Source organism: Pseudoalteromonas sp. 68 DY56-GL68 (genome assembly GCF_041414825.1).
GTDB lineage: Bacteria > Pseudomonadota > Gammaproteobacteria > Enterobacterales > Alteromonadaceae > Pseudoalteromonas.
This window is the reverse complement of sequence record NZ_JAOCZL010000006.1, coordinates 364387-383872: the sequence shown is the minus strand read 5'-3', so window position 1 is coordinate 383872 and position 19486 is coordinate 364387. Positions and strand designations below refer to the sequence as shown.

The 19486-nt window shown below is 40.8% G+C and carries 19 protein-coding genes; 8 read left to right on the top strand and 11 right to left on the bottom strand.

All coding sequences use genetic code 11. From position 1 onward, the window contains the following. Nucleotides 1–98 precede the first annotated feature (98 nt). Nucleotides 99–716 carry a TetR/AcrR family transcriptional regulator gene (locus NYF15_RS02495; protein WP_237118857.1) on the top strand — a complete coding sequence of 206 codons (618 nt, stop codon included), beginning with the start codon at nt 99–101 and terminating at the stop codon, nt 714–716. 31 nt (nt 717–747) lie between these two features. On the opposite strand, the gene NYF15_RS02490 is transcribed toward NYF15_RS02495, so the two are convergent. The 6 genes from NYF15_RS02490 to NYF15_RS02465 all read right to left on the bottom strand — a co-directional run bounded on the left by NYF15_RS02490 (nt 748) and on the right by NYF15_RS02465 (nt 6353). Next, nucleotides 748–1848, bottom strand: a complete 1101-nt coding sequence (locus tag NYF15_RS02490; protein WP_371352678.1) for a HupE/UreJ family protein — start codon at nt 1846–1848, stop codon at nt 748–750. Between the two features lie 9 nt (nt 1849–1857). Continuing rightward, the gene (locus tag NYF15_RS02485; protein WP_371352677.1) at nt 1858–2856 is read right to left on the bottom strand and encodes a tetratricopeptide repeat protein; all 999 of its coding nucleotides are present in this window, start codon (nt 2854–2856) and stop codon (nt 1858–1860) included. A gap of 40 nt (nt 2857–2896) precedes the next feature. Further along, nucleotides 2897–3409: an Ig-like domain-containing protein gene (locus tag NYF15_RS02480; RefSeq protein WP_130152102.1), complete on the bottom strand. Its 513-nt coding sequence runs from the start codon at nt 3407–3409 to the stop codon at nt 2897–2899. Between the two features lie 10 nt (nt 3410–3419). After that, nucleotides 3420–5012 carry a DUF4331 domain-containing protein gene (locus NYF15_RS02475; protein ID WP_371352676.1) on the bottom strand — a complete coding sequence of 531 codons (1593 nt, stop codon included), beginning with the start codon at nt 5010–5012 and terminating at the stop codon, nt 3420–3422. A 124-nt stretch (nt 5013–5136) separates the two neighbouring features. Further along, nucleotides 5137–5826 carry an anti-sigma factor domain-containing protein gene (locus tag NYF15_RS02470; protein ID WP_130152100.1) on the bottom strand — a complete coding sequence of 230 codons (690 nt, stop codon included), beginning with the start codon at nt 5824–5826 and terminating at the stop codon, nt 5137–5139. Next, on the bottom strand, nt 5823–6353 hold the full coding sequence (locus NYF15_RS02465; protein ID WP_062567927.1) for a sigma-70 family RNA polymerase sigma factor: 531 nt from the start codon (nt 6351–6353) through the stop codon (nt 5823–5825). The genes NYF15_RS02470 and NYF15_RS02465 overlap by 4 nt, the downstream gene beginning before the upstream one ends. A 343-nt stretch (nt 6354–6696) precedes the next feature. On the opposite strand from NYF15_RS02465, the gene NYF15_RS02460 reads away from it, so the two are divergent. Continuing rightward, nucleotides 6697–8319 carry a diacylglycerol kinase family protein gene (locus tag NYF15_RS02460; RefSeq protein ID WP_371352675.1) on the top strand — a complete coding sequence of 541 codons (1623 nt, stop codon included), beginning with the start codon at nt 6697–6699 and terminating at the stop codon, nt 8317–8319. A gap of 2 nt (nt 8320–8321) precedes the next feature. On the opposite strand, the gene NYF15_RS02455 is transcribed toward NYF15_RS02460, so the two are convergent. Both NYF15_RS02455 and NYF15_RS02450 read right to left on the bottom strand, forming a co-directional pair. Further along, entirely contained in the window at nt 8322–8588 is a 267-nt protein-coding gene (locus NYF15_RS02455) for a VF530 family protein (protein ID WP_237118853.1), read from the bottom strand. Between the two features lie 67 nt (nt 8589–8655). Beyond that, nucleotides 8656–8925 (bottom strand): DUF1496 domain-containing protein, encoded by a 270-nt coding sequence (locus tag NYF15_RS02450; RefSeq protein WP_130152097.1) that lies wholly within the window; start codon nt 8923–8925, stop codon nt 8656–8658. 121 nt (nt 8926–9046) lie between these two features. On the opposite strand from NYF15_RS02450, the gene NYF15_RS02445 reads away from it, so the two are divergent. Then, nucleotides 9047–9277: a TIGR02647 family protein gene (locus tag NYF15_RS02445; protein ID WP_130152096.1), complete on the top strand. Its 231-nt coding sequence runs from the start codon at nt 9047–9049 to the stop codon at nt 9275–9277. 66 nt (nt 9278–9343) lie between these two features. On the opposite strand, the gene maiA is transcribed toward NYF15_RS02445, so the two are convergent. Together maiA and hmgA are read right to left on the bottom strand one after the other, a co-directional pair. Continuing rightward, nucleotides 9344–9973 carry a maleylacetoacetate isomerase gene (gene maiA / locus NYF15_RS02440; RefSeq protein WP_341804830.1) on the bottom strand — a complete coding sequence of 210 codons (630 nt, stop codon included), beginning with the start codon at nt 9971–9973 and terminating at the stop codon, nt 9344–9346. Continuing rightward, nucleotides 9973–11277 carry a homogentisate 1,2-dioxygenase gene (gene hmgA, locus NYF15_RS02435; RefSeq protein ID WP_371352674.1) on the bottom strand — a complete coding sequence of 435 codons (1305 nt, stop codon included), beginning with the start codon at nt 11275–11277 and terminating at the stop codon, nt 9973–9975. The genes maiA and hmgA overlap by 1 nt, the downstream gene beginning before the upstream one ends. 103 nt (nt 11278–11380) lie before the next feature. Between hmgA and NYF15_RS02430 the strand changes: the two genes are divergently transcribed. The 5 genes from NYF15_RS02430 to NYF15_RS02410 all read left to right on the top strand — a co-directional run bounded on the left by NYF15_RS02430 (nt 11381) and on the right by NYF15_RS02410 (nt 16305). Next, the gene (locus NYF15_RS02430; protein ID WP_371352673.1) at nt 11381–11836 is read left to right on the top strand and encodes a MarR family winged helix-turn-helix transcriptional regulator; all 456 of its coding nucleotides are present in this window, start codon (nt 11381–11383) and stop codon (nt 11834–11836) included. A gap of 94 nt (nt 11837–11930) precedes the next feature. Beyond that, nucleotides 11931–12743 (top strand): hypothetical protein, encoded by an 813-nt coding sequence (locus NYF15_RS02425; protein ID WP_371352672.1) that lies wholly within the window; start codon nt 11931–11933, stop codon nt 12741–12743. Further along, on the top strand, nt 12743–13783 hold the full coding sequence (locus tag NYF15_RS02420) for an extracellular solute-binding protein (RefSeq protein ID WP_371352671.1): 1041 nt from the start codon (nt 12743–12745) through the stop codon (nt 13781–13783). The genes NYF15_RS02425 and NYF15_RS02420 overlap by 1 nt, the downstream gene beginning before the upstream one ends. Next, entirely contained in the window at nt 13783–15282 is a 1500-nt protein-coding gene (locus NYF15_RS02415; RefSeq protein ID WP_371352670.1) for an ABC transporter permease, read from the top strand. The genes NYF15_RS02420 and NYF15_RS02415 overlap by 1 nt, the downstream gene beginning before the upstream one ends. Before the next feature lie 12 nt (nt 15283–15294). Then, nucleotides 15295–16305 (top strand): ABC transporter ATP-binding protein, encoded by a 1011-nt coding sequence (locus NYF15_RS02410; RefSeq protein WP_341804834.1) that lies wholly within the window; start codon nt 15295–15297, stop codon nt 16303–16305. A gap of 50 nt (nt 16306–16355) precedes the next feature. Here the strand turns inward: NYF15_RS02410 and NYF15_RS02405 are convergent, their stop codons facing one another. Beyond that, complete coding sequence (locus NYF15_RS02405) at nt 16356–19445, bottom strand: carboxypeptidase regulatory-like domain-containing protein (RefSeq protein ID WP_371352669.1); 3090 nt, start codon at nt 19443–19445, stop codon at nt 16356–16358. Nucleotides 19446–19486: the final 41 nt, after the last annotated feature.

The following is a 19486-nucleotide window of genomic DNA, read 5'->3' as shown; positions in this document are numbered from 1 at the left end:
TGCATGATCTTAGTTGTTTTACCACAAAGCAATGATTAAGATCATGTAAACCTTATTTAAGTTATAGTTAACCCTCGTCACATTACCTCGGAGACAAAATGACGCAAAAAACCAAAAGACACAACGACCCTGCGCTTGCTGAGGCCAGACGGAATCAAGTGCTTTGTGCGGCTGCTGATTGTTTCCGACGCAAAGGTTACCATGGTGCGGGTATGGCTGAAATTTCTAAAACAGCGGGTATGAGTGCTGGCCATATCTACAATTACTTTGCGAGTAAAGAAGCTATCATTGAATCTATTGTCGAGCGCGACATGGAAGAGATGTTCTCTATCTTTAAAGAGTTTGCTAATAAACCCGGTGACCGTGTAACGGTGCTACTCGATGGCCTAGAGCGAGGGGTTGAACGCCATACTGATTTAAACCAAGGTGCGCTTGATTTAGAAATGTTAGCTGAAGCTGCGCGCAATGAAAAAGTGGCTAATTTACTGAGAGAGTCCGATACCCATGCTCGTGATTCTATGCGTGAGTTACTAATCGGTGAAAGAGGTCCTTTGCAAGACACAGAGCTGTCTGAGGTAAATGCCCGTATTGAAGTAATGTTTTCAGTAATGGGCGGGTTATTGCTCAGAAAGATGCTTAATCCTTCCCTTGATACTGAGCAAATAATGAAGGCACTAAAACCCGCCATGAAGACTTTGTTAGTCCCTTTTGAGTAATATCAAATAGAGGCGCGATACGCCTCTATTTTTAAAATCGTTCTATTGACCACTGTAACGCGATAAGAGCAATCGCAACTGACCCTACTGGCATGACCCATTTTTTGTACCAATCATAATTTCGCATAGCAATAAGTAACGGTAAGCAAACAGCTAAAATTGCAAGTTGACCTAGCTCTACACCTAGATTAAATGCAAGTATGCTCATCAATTGGTAATTAGAAGATAAGCCAAGCTCACCGAGTACGCTGGCAAAGCCCATTCCATGCAAAAGACCAAATGCAAAGGTTACCCATCCTAAGCGAACAATTAGTGGCCAAATATTATTAAGCGCTGCAAATAGCACTGAAATTGCTATTCCCAGTTCAACCCAACGACTATTAGGTGATACCAGTTCCAATGCAGTAGCTGTCAATGTGATTGAGTGGGCGAGTGTAAAAGCGGTGATGATCCACGCTGTATCCACGGCTATTTTCTTTTTAGAATTAATCCCTTGCCAACGTTTATCATTTCTAACGAGAACGCACGTTAATAATAGAGCCACAAGGAATAAAATATGGTCGACACCCATCCAAATATGTAACACGCCCTGATAGACATATTCGATGAATGTGTCACTGTAACTCGATTTATTGAAATTAACGACTTGCGATTGTTTGTTCTGACTAAACACTCTGCTTGAATTAGCAACAGCTGCAATCGCTTTATGATTTGAGTCTATATCAAATAGCGCGGTGTATTTTAAGGTAATTGCGGCAGACGCGCTTGGGCAAATTATCTGAACAGGGACATCAATGTATGATTGATTAAAGTGAGAGTCTACTTTTAATTCTCCATTGTAAGATAATAAGCAAGGCGCTGCAGATTGCACTGTAGAAAAATGATTACTTAGATAAGAGGTAATTGCCGATTGTTTGGTTTTAATTTCTTGCCATGTAATCACGTTATCTTGGTTTAAATCAAAGGGGATTTTTTGTTCTAAATCACCAACGGCAACCTGCCAAGAACCCGATAACTTTAACTGCTCGGTCGAATCAGCTTCGAGATTCAAATAGGCTGTACTTAACTGGTGTGCTTTTAACGTAAAGCTACAAGCAAAAAGCATTAAAGCAATTAAAAGTGACTGTTTCATTGTAATTTCCTAGTTGTTCTTGGTCGCTAATTCGAGCAGGCGTTTATCGCTCTCTAACTTAGCATGCTGCCAGTTAATGTTTGCCCAATAAGTGGCTTTTATAGGATCATGATTTATCATTAAATAATACCAAGCAAGGTCACTGGCATGATAGGTGTCTTGTCTTAATTCTCGTAGTGTTACTCGCTTTTTCAGCAGTGTTTGCCACTTACTTGATTGGCTGTCTTCTTTATTTAGTTCTGCTTGTGCCAAGCGAAGTAATAAAGCATCTTCTAGATTGCTTTCATCTGCTGTAAGTTTTGAAAGTGTCACGAGCACTTTTTCGTTATTACCAAGTGCTAATTGCGCATTTGCCCACAACACAACTAAGCTGACAGGTGCTTTGGCTAAGTTAACTTCATTTAAATACTGTAAGGTTTGCTCTGGCATGTTTAATCGATAAGCCATTTCTGCAAGAACATGGCGTGTATTCATGCTTATGTTTCGTTCTTTGATAATTTTTTTTAAGCCTTCATAGCTTTTTGCCAAATCACCCATTTGGCTTTTAACATCAAGTGAGCAGGTTGAAATTGTCTCAATACTGGCTTTACCCATCAGCGATAAACAACTTGAATTTGCTGCTGCAAATTGGCCTTGTACTTTAAGAATATTTGCTTTTAGTAAAATTGAATTCACATGGCTAGGGTCGTTTTTCAATAAATCATTCAGTACCGCCAAAGCAAGTTCGAACTTGTGCTCGCGTTGCAGCAGGCGTGCATAATAGTAGTGGATATCAGGGTCATCAGTTTCGCGAATTTTTTCTGATAAGTAATTTTTTAACAGGCCTTGGTTTGATTCTGTTTTACCAGCCCATTGATTCTGCTCAAATAACGTTGCCAATTCGTATTTTGTTAATGTGGCAGGTAAAGGACTTCTTGAACTAGCTATTACATCTTCGTCGTTTGGTATATATGGCTCTGCTTGCAATAGCGTTGCTGTAAATAGTAGGAAGAAAGAAAATAATTTCATGATTTATCCTTATAAAGGCCATCCATGGCCAAGTTTGCAATTAATTTCCACTAACCAGATCATCAAAGTTTGCCTCTGCGCCTGTATTTGTAAATACACGACCGTTTAGGCTCAATGGTTTATCTGATGCACTCTGACTAAATGCAGCACGGCCAATTGTTGCAAAGTCAACTTGCAACGCCTCAATGGTGATACTCACAGTGGCTGTTGCTTGACTGTTTTTACTATCAGTCACAGCAAAATCAAAACTGTCAGAGCCTGTTGTTTCTGGATTTGGCGTATACGTATAACTACCATCAGCATTAACAACAACATCACCTAAGCTCGGTTCTGACACTAAACTGTAAGTGAGTGCATCCCCGTCAGGGTCAGACCCTTTTAGCATATCTTCAATAGCAACTTCTGTTTGTGTTGTTACCATTGCATCAATTGCACTGGGTGCATTGTTTACAGGTGTCGGTTTCATTTTGTCATCATTATCACTACCGCCACAGCCTGCGAGTACGCCTGCAAAAACGCTAAGGAGTAAGGTAGAACGATTGAATTTACACATAATTGCCTCCTTACTTAGACCCAGCAATTGGCGTTGCAAGATAAGGGAAACTAGCATCCATCATACTTGCATCCAATGGTGCACCATCTGTGAATGGAACAGTACCTACACTCGCATCATCTGATGTGCATAAGCCTAAGTCTGTGTCGGTGCCGTTGACAGGGATTGGATAACACAAACGACCCATTACAACACGAAGCGCAATATCAACAACATCATCACCCGGACGACGACCGTTAGGGAAGCCAGCTAAATCATCACCTGCTACGCCAAAGGCGGATTGTTCTGACTGCGCCGTTGCTGCAATAGCGGTATTTAAACGTAGCATTTCTGATGGTGTTACAGTTGCAAGCTGGTTTACACCTGGAAAACCAGTTAAAAACGCAGTTACCAAGTCAACACGAGGGAAGTTGGTTGGTGCAAGGGTTTCGATATTTGTACCTAAGGTAGTATTTACTGCATCTTTAAATAGGATGTTAAGTAGCTCGGGTAGTGAAGGGTGTGTTACATAATCAGCGAACTGACCATCATCAGCAGGAGCAGATGTAGAGAAAGTGTCTTTATCCTTAAGGCCAATGACAAGCTCGTTTACAAGTGGGTTACCAAGGCGAGACACTTGTGTTAAGGCACCCCCGTTCACAGCATTTCTAGCAAATGACGCATTTGGGTTTAAAATGCGTGCTTGAGGTAAACTTGCCGTTGTCCAGCTACCAATTGTGCCGTTACCTTCACCGGTGACACATGCTTTGGGTACTTCAACTGCAATTGCAGTGACATTTTTCATTGCTAAATCATCATTGTCTGCAGATTGCGTAATACCTCCCGGAAAGCCATTACCGTCACCTGCTCCAGGGGCACTGTCGCCTTCAACTGGTACATAATTAACTAAATCAAAGGTTTTACCAAGGTTAACAACAAATGGGTCTTTACGCTGGCCTACAAATACTTTACCCATACCGCTACATCCTGGAATCGCAACAGTGTAGATATACTGGTTTGCATATTCTTTATAAGCAGACATCGATGAGAATGTTTTGTTACCGATGTAATCAAGTGGTTTGTAAAACTCATTACTGCTGTTCATGGTATTGGTCAGCATTGCTTTAGTGCCGGTACGTTGTGGGCCTGAAATAACACTAACAGTATATGATTCACTAAAATTTACTGCAGCGTCATTTCCAGCTGCGACACCACCTACGTTTTTAAGAGGTACTGCCACGGTTCTTTGGTTGCCTTCTGGTCCCACAGTGAGTGCAACTCCCATATTGTCATTAGGGAGCATGCTTTTGAAATTAAAAGCAAAAGTCATATCTTCAATGGCATCACCGTCATTATCGATATGAATGCTGTAAGTTGCATCAGGATCCATAGCGAAATAATTAGGGCCGCCATATGCATCCTGAAGTGGGATATAGTTAGCGATAAAGGTGACATAGTCGCCACGACCTTCTTCGTAGCTATTAAACGCGTAAAAGTCAGTTGAATCTAATGTCGGGAAGCGCGCGATGTTTGGCGCTTCACGATGACTTGAAGCTTCAGTTGGAGAGCTGAATAGGGTACTACATACTACAATTGCAATAAGAGATGGAGTTACGTTCTTCATGACTTTATCCTTAGTTTTTTAAATTAAGTCATAGTGAATACGTATTAGTAATTTAACTGGATGCAATAATTTTAAAGTTTTTTAACAAAAATATAAAAAGCCGTGCTTAGCACGGCTTATTAGTCTAAAGAACAACTAGCTCTGTGGTGTAAAGAACCTCAGTTGGTGAGCCATTTGGGGAGCCCCCTAATGGTTCAAGGCTGACTGCAAGTAAGCTTATGTCATCCGCATTAAAGCGGGCATCCTTAGGTAGTTCTATTCTTCCTGACTTTGGTAATAGGCCAAGGGAGATAGGCGCTTCTTGCCCTTTTATTATCATCCAAAGTTCATAATCCTTATCGGTGCGAGGAATTAACGCGGCAGATGCTTTCACTGATAGGTTATTTTGTTGAACATCAATAAACCATAAAGGTGTTTGCTCTTGGTTTTTGAATAATGCGATTTGTTGTGCTTGAGATTTTGCAGACTCATGAGGCTGCCAAATGATCAGAGCAAGCACAATACATGCAGCAGTTGCTATTAATGACCATGCTTGGAGTATCGATGAATTCGATTTTTTTGCTTTGCTGTGAATAGGAATAACATCTGGGTCGACACGACTAACTATTTTTTCCCATACATGATCATCAGGAGGGATAGACTCAATGGAACTTGCTAAGTTGTTAAGATGCTGCTCCCACATCCATGTTGCTTCTCTGGCACGAGTTGATGTTAGCATTAATCTGGCAAACCTATCACGGGCAGGGCCTCTTAAAGTGCCAAGCACATATTCAGCGGCTAACATATCAATAAGTGTTTGGTTTTCATAATTCATAATGTTAAGCACCTTTGTAGCTGTTGTAACCCGCGTCTGATCCAGCTTTTAACAGTACCTAGAGGAGACGATATATGATCAACAAGTTCATGATGAGTCAAACCCTTATAATAAGCCAAGTGAATAACTTGTCTTTGTTGTGGATCAAGTTGTTCAATACAGTCTACTAATTTTGAGTCATCTTCATAGGACACCTGTATGGAGGTCAGATCTTCTTGCTCTTGCTCATCAGTTAAACTTTGCTCTTTACGTACCTTTTTATGACGTAACAGATCTAAGCAGCGATACCTCACGATACTTATCATCCAAGACATTACAGCACCTTTAGATACCTGATAGTCACTGGCGTTATGCCATATTTTAACAAAAGCATCTTGTAAAACTTCTTCAGCTTGAGCTCGATTACCCAGCATTTTTACGCTGATAGCAAATAACTTCGCACTGGTTGACTGGTACAAATCAGCAAAAGCGCGTTTATCACCTTTTGCTGTTGCACTGAGCAGTGCTAATAGTTGATCATTGTCCATAAAGTTCCTGTTGTTCTTGTTGTATTTAGTTAACGGTTAACTCATCTTTTTAGATGCAAAAAAACATTACCTTTAGAGAAAAGACTGTAATTAAATAATAAAACCACACCTTTTCTATTAGTTAGCCTAGCATGGATGTCCAACTTGGCAACTTTAGCTCATTTATTTTCATGCACTTATGTAAGTTATTCATAATTTTGTGAAAATATGACCTAAACTATAAGATAGATTTATTTTAAATTATTAAGTCACTGTTTTTATTAGCTCTAATTATGAGTGTTTAAGTAAATTACTGGTTTGAAACTTGCTTTTAATTAATAAATTAGAAAAACAAGGAGTGATTATGTGGGCTGCTATAAGTTATTTGGCGCTGGGAATTGCATTTATAATTGCAGGGTTGAGCGTTAAGGCTATTTATTTTGCGTTATTTTTTTACTGGACTGCTTTATCTTTACTTCTCGTAAGCGGTGCTTATTTCTTTAACTTGGCACGTATATTTCGTAAGCGTGAAAATGGCGTTATTCCCATTTATATCCGCTGGGCATTTATCCCTTTTCTGATGGGTGCACAACTATACAATGCCTGGTCTCGCAAAAATGACAAAGTTCCGCCATTACAGCAAATTGACGAGCAGTTATTTTTAGCATGCCGTTTATTCCCCTCTGACATAGACACTATGAAAGAGATGGGCATAACAGCTATTTTAGATGTTACATGTGAATTTGATGGGCTTGAGTGGTCATCTACTCAAGAAAATATTCGTTATTTAAATATCCCAATTTTAGATCATAGTGTGCCAACTAGGGCACAATTAAACCAAGCAATTAACTGGATCCATCATCAGGTTAAACAAGACCGCCGTGTTGTCGTTCATTGTGCTCTTGGCCGTGGACGCTCCGTTTTTGTGATGGCTGCTTATCTGTTAAGTCAAAATAAAGATGCAGATGTGCACGACATTCTATTGAAAATTAAAGAAACCCGCGAAACTGCAAATTTAAATAAGCGCCAATTGCGCCATCTAGTTCGTCGTCATCGAAATGGCGATTTATTAATTAAAAATAAAGCTGTGTTAATTGCAAACCCAGTTTCGGGCACCAAATTATGGGAATCTAAAAATAAGCAAATAACCTCACGGTTATCGCAATATTATGATCTTACTGTAAATACAACCACTAAGGATACAAATGGAACAGAGCTTGCCAAAGAAGCGATAAAGTCACAACCTGATGTAATCATTGCATGTGGTGGCGATGGAACTGTGACAGAGGTTGCCACAGTATTAGTTAATACAGATTGTAAACTAGGTATCATCCCGCTTGGCACAGCAAATGCGCTTGCCCATGTTTTAATGGGAATTAAGTCAAAAATTATTCCCGTTGAGCAAGCCTGCGAATTAATCATAGAAGGACAGGCGACGCGCATTGATACAGCGCTTTGTAATGGCGAAAGAATGTTACTTTTAGCCGGTGTAGGGTTCGAGCAACAAATGATTGAAAAAGCGCACCGTGAAGCCAAGAATGAATCTGGTCAACTTGCGTACTTGCAAGGCTTTTGGCAGGCGTTGGGAGAGCATGAAGCACAGGACTATACAGTGACAATCGACAGTAATGAGCCGCAAGTGATTAATACCACAAGTTTGATTGTGGCAAATGCAGCACCTTTTACTACTTTGTTGGCTCAGTCAGCGGGTCAGCCTGATCATCAAGATGGCCTATTAGATGTGAATTGGTTAACACCTAATACAGATTCAAAAGCAAGTACCTTGAGTATTGCCGAATTGGTTTTCTCGAGTATTACGCAAACAAGTTTCGCGATTGACAGTCATCACACAAATGCGAGGGAAGTGACTATAAGTGCGGATCAACCGCTGAGTTATGTGATAGACGGGGAAGTTAAAACAGCCGATAAGCTGGTGGTTGAAGTATCACCGAAATCACTTTCGGTGATAACATCAGAGCAGGCTTAACGCTACTTTTTTATACTTTTCCATTGGAACGGTGCGTCGTCATCGTTAGAGGTATTAGAAAAGGTATCAATGTATAATTGCTCTACCTTTTCGCGTGCCCAAGGTGTTTTGCGTAAAAACTTGAGGCTTGATTTAACACTCGGATCATTTTGAAAACAGCGCACATCAATTTGCGCCGCCAAACCATCCCAACCAAGCTTTTCTTGCAGCTTAGTTACGATATCAGCGAGTTTAACACCATGTAGAGGATTGTTAGGTTGATTGTCCATGACTCTTCTTTATAACTTTAAACCAGTGCATTCTAACTTAGAACGGCTACCTTTGCTATTTACAGATCTAGTTAACACGAATAGTTTTGGCTGGACGTGGTCTCATAATGTTGCCATCTTTATCAATTCTTAACCAAGATAACTCGCTGTTGTTAAAGTGTGTATGCTTTGCAGCACAAACGAGCTCGCTTTGACCTATCTGAATAATTGCGCCCTCAGTGTAGCGTTTGTTGTCATACCAACACAGCTTTGATTGGTCATATATATCTTGAGAATCAAATACAACAACAGGCTTATCTCTTGCGATTGAGCTCACTGAAAATAAAATACTAAACATTAAAAACGTATGCTTTAATAGACTCAAAATGTACCTCTGTGTATGCAGTTTTATATATCTACACTAAGCTTAATCCTTGTTACTATAAAAATACACATATCTATAATAAAAAGGAGAACACATGCAATTTGATACTAATATGCTTGATGAGTTAACGCTTCTTGCAAAGTTTCCGCGTGATTCACAAATGCAGGGTATTAAAATCCACTCAGATGCAGATACTTCAATAAGGGATGCCGCAAAGCGCCTCTATGATAAAGGCATTACTGATAGCCCTGATGGTGGCTATTTAACGGATTTAGGACTGGATTTGATCAAGCATGTAAGCGTTATTAATTCAGCGCTCAGTTAGAAAATATGAAATTTAAAAGGCCCGATATTAACGGGCCTTTACTTTGTTCCTTGCAAGTTAGTTTAATTAAACTGCATCAGGTTGATTCTGCGGCGCAGCATCAATAAAAGCATCAAGCTTATTACATTGCTCGTAGACAGCTGCAATCTTAGGGTATTTAGTCATATCGACCTTAAAGCGCAGTGCATTAAATACTTGCGGAACAAGGCACACATCAGCAAGCGTTGGTTTGTTCCCAACACAAAAAGTATTCGCTTCATCAAGTAGCTTTTCAATGCTTTGAAAACCAACTTCTACCCAATGCTTATACCAGGTCGTTTTTGCCTCTTCATCAACACCAAGATCGTTAGCTAAATACTTTAATACGCGCAAATTATCAATAGGGTGAATATCACACGCTACGGCATAACATAAATTGCGGATCTGAGCTTTTTGCCATGCATCACCAGTCAAAAGCGGTGTGTCTGGGTGCGTTTCTTCAAGCCACTCTAAAATAGCCAGAGACTGAGCAAGTACACCTTGCTCAGTTTCAAGTGCAGGTAATAAACCTTGTGGGTTTTTTGCTAAGTACTCGTCACTTTGTTGCTCTGATTTTAACAAGTTAACTGTCACCAGCTCGTGATCAATGTTCTTCAAATTAAGGGCAATGCGCACGCGGTATGCAGCAGATGAACGAAAATAGCTATAAAGTTTCATTATGCGTCCTGTTTACCAGTGAAATGTTTTTTAATAGTACGCCAACAGTCTGTGTAATTAGGCTGACGCTCTTTACCTTCAAGGGCATATTTTGTTGGTGAAATAACGTAACGTGATTCGAACATAAATGCCAAGGTATTTTCGTAGCGTTGTGGTTGAAGATCAGCATTTGAGGCTTTTTCAAATACATCAGCTTCTGGACCATGTGGCGACATACAATTATGTAAACTTGAGCCACCAGGCACAAAACCATGCTCTTTCGCATCATACACACCTTCGATTAAGCCCATAAATTCACTCATAATATTACGGTGATAATAAGGTGGGCGGAATGTATTCTCTGCAACCATCCAACGAGGCGGGAAGATAGCAAAGTCGATATTAGCAACCCCCTCAGTCCCCGATGGTGATGTCAATACGGTGAAGATTGATGGATCTGGGTGGTCATAACTTACCGTATTCATAACATTGAAACGGGCAAGATCATATTTGTATGGCGCACTATTTCCTGTCCATGCTACAACATCCAAAGGAGAATGGCCGATATCACAACGGAACATATTGCCATTGAATTTAGCAACTAGTTCGAAATCACCTTCTACATCTTCGAAAGCGGCTACAGGGTAGTGGAAGTCACGGTCATTAGCATAACCATTAGCACCCACTGGGCCGCGCTCTGGTAAAATATAGGCATGGCCATAGTTTTCACAAATATAGCCACGGGCTGTATCTGTTAATAAATCAACTGCAAATTTAATCCCTCGAGGAATAACTGCAATTTCACCTGCACGAATGGTCAGTTTACCGCACTCGGTTCTCAGCAATAGCTCACCGTGTTGCGGCACAAACAACATTTCACCATCTGCATTATAAAAGTAACGGTTTTGCATTGATTTATTGGCGACATAAATATGAATACCAATACCTGTTTGTGCATTGGCACTGCCGTTGGCAGCCATGGTGACTAAACCATCAATAAAATCAGTTGGCTTTTCAGGTATTTCAATTGGATCCCAACGTAGCATTGTCGGTGGCGTTGGTACTTCTGTGATAGGTGCGGTGCGAATAAGGCCATTATCAATTGGTGTATAATCACCTTGTACAACTGATGGGCGAATGCGGTAAAACCATGTTCGGCGGTTATCAGCGCGAGGCGCTGTAAATGCCGTTGTACTGAACTGCTCAGCATATAAATCGTATTTTACTTTTTGTGGGCTGAATTGACCGATAGGTAATGCACCGGGTAATGCTTCGGTTTCAAATTCATTACCAAAGCCTGTCATATATTGTAATTCGTTATTCATCACTAGACTCCTGAAAGGTTTTAGGTAAGATACTCTCATATGAGAGTAAATTCAAACCACGCTGAATTTCATTATGTAAACATTCTTTGACAGTAGTGAAGCCATGACAACAGATAAACAGCCAACACTCGATTTACAAAAATTCTTACCTTACTCACTCACTAATATAGCTGTGCAAATGAGTGATCAGTTTAGTGAACTATATCAACAACAATTTGATTTAACGGTGCCGCAATGGCGCGTTATTGCCAATCTTGCTCAATATGGTCAGTGTAGTTCAAAAGCTTTGTGTGATATGGCACAAATGGATAAATCGACTGTATCCCGTGCAGTAAAGTCACTATTAGCAAGAGAGCTCTTAACGGCGCAGCCAGACCCGATAGATAAACGTGCAAACCTGCTTATGTTGTCTAAAAAAGGGGCCTGTTTACATGAACAAATTGTACCCGAAGCAATTGCATGGCAAGCACATTTAGTTAGTGGCTTAGATAATCATGAATTAACACAATTTTTTAACATTCTTACTAAGCTTTCCAATCACTTAAATAAAAATGTGTAAATCTGTAATCAGTGCTTTATAGCAATTGATTTAGGCAATCTATACGTATATGATAATGGCTATCATTTACAATTAGAAACTTGGATGTCTCCCTATGAAATTAGCGTTAAACACCGTGAAAACGCTAGGCCTTAGCCTAGTATTAGCATCTACTTTTATTGCCCAACCTGTATTGGCAAATGGCCCAATTGGTGAGCACGTTAATCATCTAAAAGAAAATTTAAAAGATTATTCTGAGGACGTAGAGTGGATGATCGGCAAAGTAGACACTTTGGTAACCGATTACGAAACAAAAGGTGCAAAAGCGGTACAAAGCGATGACCTACTCGAATATTGGGAATCGGTGAAGTTTCACAGTGCGATAGAAACAAACTACGTACCGGTTTATGCATCAATTTGGCAGAGTATCTATGGCATTAAAATGGCCATTGATGATAAAAAGCCTGCAAGTGAAGTACGTACGCACCAAAAGGCCTTGAATGCTGCCTTGTGGCAAGGTTTAGGAGCTGTTAAACTGGCTGCCGACTTCCAGCAAAAAGGTTTATTAAAAGCTGTAAAAGCAACGGCTTCTGAAACAATGACGCAAAGTGCAACAATTGATGAAATTAAACACAAGTTAGATCGTGTTGTTGCAAAATATGCAGAGCGTTTAAGCGAAGAAGCAACACAGATTGTACACGATACTTACCTTCACTTATTCGAAGGTGTTGAAGGTACACTGATTGAAAAAGATGCGAAGTTAGTAGAAGTTCTCGAAAAAGATTTTAACGTAACCCTGCCAAAAGCTATTTCAGATAAAGGGTCTGTTGACCAAGTACGTGCAGTGGTTGTTGATATGCAAGAAAAACTAGATCGCGCTAAGGTGTTACTAGAAGAAGCCGAAAAAGCACGTAAGGATGTATTTTAGTGAAGCGTAGGACCTTTATTCAAGGCCTGGCTGCGTTTGGGGTAGTGGGCGCAATGCCGCTACCTCTATCACAAGCCTTTGCAGCGACTGCTGCAAGCCCAATTTCAGTGAAAGACTTACCAGCCCTTGAGGGTGATTTAACATTATATTTAGGCCGCGGCGAAGGCGGTTTGTATGAAAATGTACTGCAATCAATCCAAAAGAAAAACCCAAAACTTAATTTATCGATTCGACGTGGGCCTACTGCAGCATTAGCTAATATGATTGTTGCGGAAGCAAAAGCGGGTGTAAAACGTGCTGATTTATTTTGGGCCGTTGATTCTGGTGCAATTGGCTTAGTTACAGACGCAGGTCTGGCTAAACCTTTACCAAGTGATTTAGAAACTCAGTTACAACCACAGTTTCGCTATCCTGGTTGGGCACCAGTGACAGGTCGCATTCGTACATTACCTTATAACACTAAGCGCCTTAGCAAAGATCAGATCCCAGATAGTATTATGGCGATTGCAGATAGCGATTTATCAATCGGCTGGGCACCGGCTTATGCGTCATTTCAATCGTTTGTAACAGCAATGCGTATTCTTGAAGGTGAAGATAAAACAGCGAAATGGCTTAAGAAAGTTCAAAAACGCTCAAAAACCTATGCGGGTGAGCTTGGTGTAGTGATGGCGGTTGAACGTGGCGAAGTTGATATTGGTTTTGCAAATCATTATTACACATTACGTCTTAAGTCAGGTAAACCAGATGCTAACCTTGACCTTGCGTTCACTAATCAAGATGCCGGTTGTTTAGTAAATGCGTCAGGTGTGTTATCGCTGACCGACAATCCTAATGCTATGAATTTCATGCGTTACTTGTTAAGTGAAGAAGTACAAAGTTACTTAGCGCGTGAAGCGTACGAAATTCCATTGATCCAAGGCATTGACCAGCCAGCTGGGTTACCAGCGTTAACGGATGTGTCACCGCCGAAAATAGATTTAACTCAATTGGCAGATTTAAGGCCAACACTCGACCTTATGCGCAGTAGCGGTGTTTTATAATGCGCATACCTGCTTCTTATCCGATGGCGCTGCTTGCAGCGCTTTTGGCGTTAGTGCCAGTTTATATTCTGATCACATTAGCCAGTGATGCGACGGCTGTTTTTGATAGTCATAATATAAAAATTCTTGGTAACACCTTATCGCTTATGGTGTTAACTGTATTAGGCTCTATTTTAATTGGCGTGCCTCTGGCGTTTATTAGTGCTTATGTACAACTTCATTTTAAAAAGCTTTGGTTAGTGTTATTTGCAGCTCCACTTGCAATTCCAAGCTATATTGGTGCGTTTACACTCTATGCGGCATTTGGCCCAGGTGGTGAAATAAACCAGCTGTTAGGGTTTGAAACCCCAGCTATGTATGGCTTACCTGGTGCTGCCATTGTAATGACCTTGTATACTTTTCCGTTTGTTATGCTAACAACACGTTCTTCTTTACTCAGCCTCGATGCGAGTATGGTAAATGCTGCGCGTACTTTAGGTATGTCGATGAGCATGAGTGTGTTTAAAGTTATTCTTCCGCGTGTAGTTAATGGGATTGCCGCTGGCTCATTACTGGTTGCCCTTTACACACTATCAGATTTTGGTACGCCGGCGATGATGCGCTTAGATACCTTCACCCGTGTTATCTATGTGGAATACAATGCATTTGGTTTAAGTCGTGCTGCGATGTTATCGCTGCAGTTAATGGTGATAGTTGGCTTTTTATTGTTCATCGAATCGCAAATTAAAACCACGTCAGAGCGTCATGGTCGAGCTCTGATGTTATTTCCAACAAATGCGCAAAAACTGGCAATGCTAGTAACATTTTTGCCTGTATTGTTATTGGCAATATGTTTACCACTGGCAATTTTTACCCTATGGCTTGCCCGTGACGGGATTGCTGATTTTGATTTCAGCATTGCTTGGAATTCGGCTTATGCTTCTGGGATTGCTGCTATTGCAGCTGTGGTTGTTGCTGTGCCAGTTGCTCATGCCGCACTAAGCGGTAAAGTAGGGCGCTTTATGGAACGAGTAACCTATTTTGGTTTTGGTATTCCAGGTATCGTAATGGGAACTGCCCTAGTTTATGGTGGCTTACAATTACCGCTTTTATATCAAACGTTGGCATTATTGGTTATCGCTTATGTACTGCGGTTTTTACCGCTGGCTGTTGGTTCTGTGCGTACTAGTACTGAACACCTAGATTCAAGCTTAATCAAATCAGCGCGCGTACTAGGTGCAAGTCCACGTGAAGCATTTATGCGTATCACCTTGCCTTTAACACTGCGCGGTATTATTGCCGGCGCGGCTTTGGTATTTTTAGAATCAATGCGTGAGCTTGAAGCGACACTTTTATTAGGCCCGACAGGGTTTGAAACCCTTTCAACGTATTTATGGCGTGTTTATGAAGCCGGCTATTTTGGCCGTGCTGCAATACCAGGCTTATTGTTGGTAGTGATATCAGCTTGTGGCTTGGCTATAATGCTCTCTGGTGAAAAGCGCAGTCAATTAGAACATTAAGGATCAGTATAAATGCTATCAGTTAGTAAGCTGTCTATCGATTATGGTAGCAATCGTGTGGTGAGTGATCTTAATTTATCACTTGGAGAGAGTGAGATCCTTATGCTAGTTGGTCCAACTGGCTGTGGTAAAAGTACAATTTTGCAAGCTCTGGCAGGGCTTATTCCTATCAGCGAAGGTGAAATTAATTTAGGCACATGGCGTGCTACTCCAAAGCTCAAAGTGCCGCCTGAGAAACGCAAAGTAGGTATGGTTTTTCAAGACTTTGCGTTGTTCCCGCATTTAACGGTGCAACAGAATATATGCTTTAGGTTGACCGATACATCCAAAGCAGATCATTGGATAAAGTTACTGGGTCTTGAGGCGTTTCGTAATAAAAAGCCTGCAACACTATCAGGTGGCCAAAAGCAACGTGTCGCGCTTGCGCGTACATTGGCTCATGAACCTGATTTTGTACTGCTTGATGAGCCCTTATCTAATCTTGATGCAGCGCTTAAAGATACTTTACGATGGGATATTCGTAATGCATTAAAAGATGCTGGCGTCCCTGCTATTTGGGTCACTCATGACCAAGAAGAAGCCCTATCCATTGGTGACCGTGTTGGTGTACTAAAAGAGGGGGTAATTCAGCAAATCGATACCCCTGAGCGTTGTTTTAGCTTACCAACAAACCGTTTTGTGGCTCGTTTTTTAGGTGAAGCGAGTTTCATAGCAGGTCAATGTGAAGGTGATATAGCTACAACAGACTTAGGTAATGCCCCTGCAATTAAAGTTGACCACAATGCCGCAGCGGTTGATGTGCTATTGCGACCTGATGATGTTCATTTAATTCAAAATGCACAATCGTCAAATGGTGTGGTTACATGGGTGCGCTACGAAGGTGGTAGCCGTTTATGTGCTGTAGAACTTGCCTGCAAAACAACAGTTACAAGCCGTGTAAGCCATGAAGTCGTTGTGCGGCCGAATGACCACGTACATGTATCAATTAACACAACCCATCCGCTGGCCGTATATTCGCGCTAACTAATAAAAAGCCCGCCTAATTAGGCGGGCTTATAATTTGCTTTTAACTATTAGAAGCTATAACGAACCCCGATACGCATCTCCCATAAAGAAGGTTCAGTTTGTACACTCGTACCAGCAGGGTTGTTGAAAGAGCTATAAACGTACTGACCATCAACAATGTCAGCTGTTACAGCACTTTGTAACGAACTACCTGATTTTAAAACACCCCAATCATCATTTAACAGATTACCGATGTTTTTAATTACGAAATAAGCAGAGCCTTTTTGATCAGGCGTGAAGCCCATGAACTCTTGCTCAACTTTTAGATCGAATGTAACCCACCAGTCGCCATCAATATTATTACGTTTTTGGATCTCACCTCGTTTTAAGCCTTCACTTTCAATCCAGTTATTAAAGGCGGTTTGATCGAAGTCAGGTCCATAAACAACTGCTGCATCATCAACTTCTGGTACATATAAAAGTTGGCGACTCGCATCATTAAAGCCTAAACCACCTGAATCTCTATCAAAGGTATACGAGTATGGGTTAGTCTGTTGTGCTTGACCAAATAGGTTGAACTTAGTTTCGTAGCCATCAAAAATTTCATGGCTATAACCTAAAGATAATGTAAAGCGATGAGGTATCTCATAATTAGAAGTTGTCACCCCAGGATTCTCTGAATCAGATACCGCAATAAAGTGGTAATTAGAGAATGCTACAGAGCTTGTCATTGGGCTCACATCTTTAGCCACGGTATAAGCATAAGAAAGCGCTAAATCTATGCCATTATCAAATGCTTTATTCATCGATAAAGAAAGTACATGTGAATAAGCATCGCTGCCTTCTACGTTTGTCAGCATAAAGTCAGATACACGTGGGTGTAAAACATCGTTGTAAACAGGGCGGCCATCTGGCGCTGTGTCTGTTTGTACGTTGGCGATGTTGCGAATGATTGCTGAGTCTTGTTTATCTGTGTAGAGATAATCAACATTGAACACATAATCATTGCTGGTGATGTAAGTACCACCTAAAGAGAACTTCCATTCTGAAGGAATTTCAAAGTCAGGGTCTGTAACATTTGCGCTTGCATCTGCACCACCTTGTCCAACCTCGTCATAGAGTGATTGAGGAATGTCATAACCTGGCATACCGCCACCATTAAATGCAATGGCATCATCACCAAGAATTTGTAAATCTCTTTGGTTAATTTGAATATTTCGTACACCGTCATTAGAGTAGCTGTTCGAAACCCAAACATTTGGATTACCACCAGAATATAGACCAAAACCACCACGTAACTCTAATTGATCGTTATAAATCCAGTTGATGCCTAAACGCGGTTGAAGAAGGTCAATACCATCGAGGTTTTGGCTATTTGAAAAGCCATATCTGTCTTCAAAGTTTTGGTTATGGGTTGGTTTATCGCTGCTTGTATACCAATCATAACGTAGACCCGCTGTAATCGTGATATCGTAGTCAATTAGCTCAAATTTATCTTGAAAGTAAACGGTGTTTAAAGCGTAAGCAAATTCGCCTGCTGCATCGTCTGGATTTTGTGATGATGCGTTGCCATAGTAAACACGCGCAATACCATTTTCAAAATCTTCTATTGAACTAAAGCGGTATTCGCCTTCTGTGTGCTGAACAAATAAGTTGTATACATCCAGTTCTTCACGCTCATATCCAAATGATAATTCATGATCTTCTAAATAGTATGTGCCACCTAATTTAAGTGATAGGTTGTCATAGTTTAGGATATTTGATTGGCGAGAATCATCAGGGCCGATATAAACATCGATATCACCGGTGTCGATACGGAATTCACCAAAACCAGATGCAGCATCTAATGATTGTTGGCGGTTATCGAGTTTTGAATAACCCACTCTTACTTCTGTTGAAAAGTTATCTGTCCAATCAGAGTAAACAGAGGCAACATAAGATTCTAATTTAGCGCCACGCTCATAGAAGTGGTTTGAAAGAGCTATTTCGTTAGAATCAGCATCAGATTGAGCTAGAGAGAAGCCATCATTGTAGTTATACACTAGGCTTGCACGGTGGGCATCGTTAATGTTCCAATCAAGCTTTACTAAAATCTTTTCGTCTTCGACAGGTAGGCTTGGAATCATGCTACCTGGGTCGTAGTTATAGTTATCTTTGGAGATTTGTGTAATACGGTCGATCGTTGCTTGATCAATACGGTTGTCAGCAAATGGAATATAATCGAAGATTTGCGCGCCTTCTAGTTTCTCATAAGAGGTAAAAAAGAATAGCTTATCTTCAATTAAAGGTAGACCTAGGTTAAAACCATAACGTTTCTCAGTGTAGTTTCCTGTATCAAGCTTTTTACCTTCGATAGAGTCGCCTGACATTGAGTCATTGGTATAGTCGTAAAATAAACCACCATGAATTTCATTGGTACCTGATTTTGTTACCGCATTAATATTACATGATGTAAAACCACCGTATTGCACGTCGAATGGCGCAAGTTCAACAGCCACTTGGTCTATAGAATCGAATGAAAATGGCATGCGTTCGGTAGGGTAGCCGCTCGAATTTAAACCAAAGTTATCATTCATGCGCACACCATCAACAGTCAAGCTGTTGAAACGTGGATTACCGCCGCCACAATTAATTGAGTTTGCATTTGTTTCATCAATAAAGATGCGAGGGTCGGCGCGAATAATGTCTTTCAAATCACGGTTTATTGCAGGGCGAGACTCTAGATCTTCAAGTGAGAAATGACTTGCAGGACCTGTGCTGCCAGTTTGTGCGCTTATCGGTGCGCCAGATACCACGATTTGTTCCATTTGCTGTGTTTGTAAACTAACAGTCACTGGGTAATCTTGACCTAAAGTCAAATAAATACCATCAAGTTGTTGATCTTCATATTGATCAGAATCGACGATAATTTTGTAAGGGCCACCGACGCGAAGGCCTTGGCTTGAAAAATTACCTTCATTTGTTACCGTCGTTTTTTTAACTGAGCCAGATGGGACATGGATTATTGTTATTTGTGTGCCAGCAGCAGGGTTGCCATTCGGGCCTGTAACTTGTCCTTTGATAGAAGACGAGGTTTCATTGGCCATTGCAGCATGGCTGAACGTTAAACAAGTCGCAACAGCGATTGCCAGTGTACTTTTATTAAATGTTGATTTCATGAGGTTTCCCGTTATTAAATTATGATACTTACTGGGTGTAA

Coding starts and splice junctions, on each gene's coding strand:
- NYF15_RS02415 (WP_371352670.1), top strand. CDS start 13,783: ATGCGCATACCTGCTTCTTATCCGATGGCGCTGCTTGCAGCGCTTTTG.
- NYF15_RS02470 (WP_130152100.1), bottom strand. CDS start 5,826: ATGAATTATGAAAACCAAACACTTATTGATATGTTAGCCGCTGAATAT.
- NYF15_RS02465 (WP_062567927.1), bottom strand. CDS start 6,353: ATGGACAATGATCAACTATTAGCACTGCTCAGTGCAACAGCAAAAGGT.
- NYF15_RS02475 (WP_371352676.1), bottom strand. CDS start 5,012: ATGAAGAACGTAACTCCATCTCTTATTGCAATTGTAGTATGTAGTACC.
- hmgA (WP_371352674.1), bottom strand. CDS start 11,277: ATGAATAACGAATTACAATATATGACAGGCTTTGGTAATGAATTTGAA.
- NYF15_RS02460 (WP_371352675.1), top strand. CDS start 6,697: ATGTGGGCTGCTATAAGTTATTTGGCGCTGGGAATTGCATTTATAATT.
- NYF15_RS02425 (WP_371352672.1), top strand. CDS start 11,931: ATGAAATTAGCGTTAAACACCGTGAAAACGCTAGGCCTTAGCCTAGTA.
- NYF15_RS02490 (WP_371352678.1), bottom strand. CDS start 1,848: ATGAAACAGTCACTTTTAATTGCTTTAATGCTTTTTGCTTGTAGCTTT.
- maiA (WP_341804830.1), bottom strand. CDS start 9,973: ATGAAACTTTATAGCTATTTTCGTTCATCTGCTGCATACCGCGTGCGC.
- NYF15_RS02455 (WP_237118853.1), bottom strand. CDS start 8,588: ATGGACAATCAACCTAACAATCCTCTACATGGTGTTAAACTCGCTGAT.
- NYF15_RS02495 (WP_237118857.1), top strand. CDS start 99: ATGACGCAAAAAACCAAAAGACACAACGACCCTGCGCTTGCTGAGGCC.
- NYF15_RS02480 (WP_130152102.1), bottom strand. CDS start 3,409: ATGTGTAAATTCAATCGTTCTACCTTACTCCTTAGCGTTTTTGCAGGC.
- NYF15_RS02445 (WP_130152096.1), top strand. CDS start 9,047: ATGCAATTTGATACTAATATGCTTGATGAGTTAACGCTTCTTGCAAAG.
- NYF15_RS02430 (WP_371352673.1), top strand. CDS start 11,381: ATGACAACAGATAAACAGCCAACACTCGATTTACAAAAATTCTTACCT.
- NYF15_RS02485 (WP_371352677.1), bottom strand. CDS start 2,856: ATGAAATTATTTTCTTTCTTCCTACTATTTACAGCAACGCTATTGCAA.
- NYF15_RS02410 (WP_341804834.1), top strand. CDS start 15,295: ATGCTATCAGTTAGTAAGCTGTCTATCGATTATGGTAGCAATCGTGTG.
- NYF15_RS02450 (WP_130152097.1), bottom strand. CDS start 8,925: ATGTTTAGTATTTTATTTTCAGTGAGCTCAATCGCAAGAGATAAGCCT.
- NYF15_RS02405 (WP_371352669.1), bottom strand. CDS start 19,445: ATGAAATCAACATTTAATAAAAGTACACTGGCAATCGCTGTTGCGACT.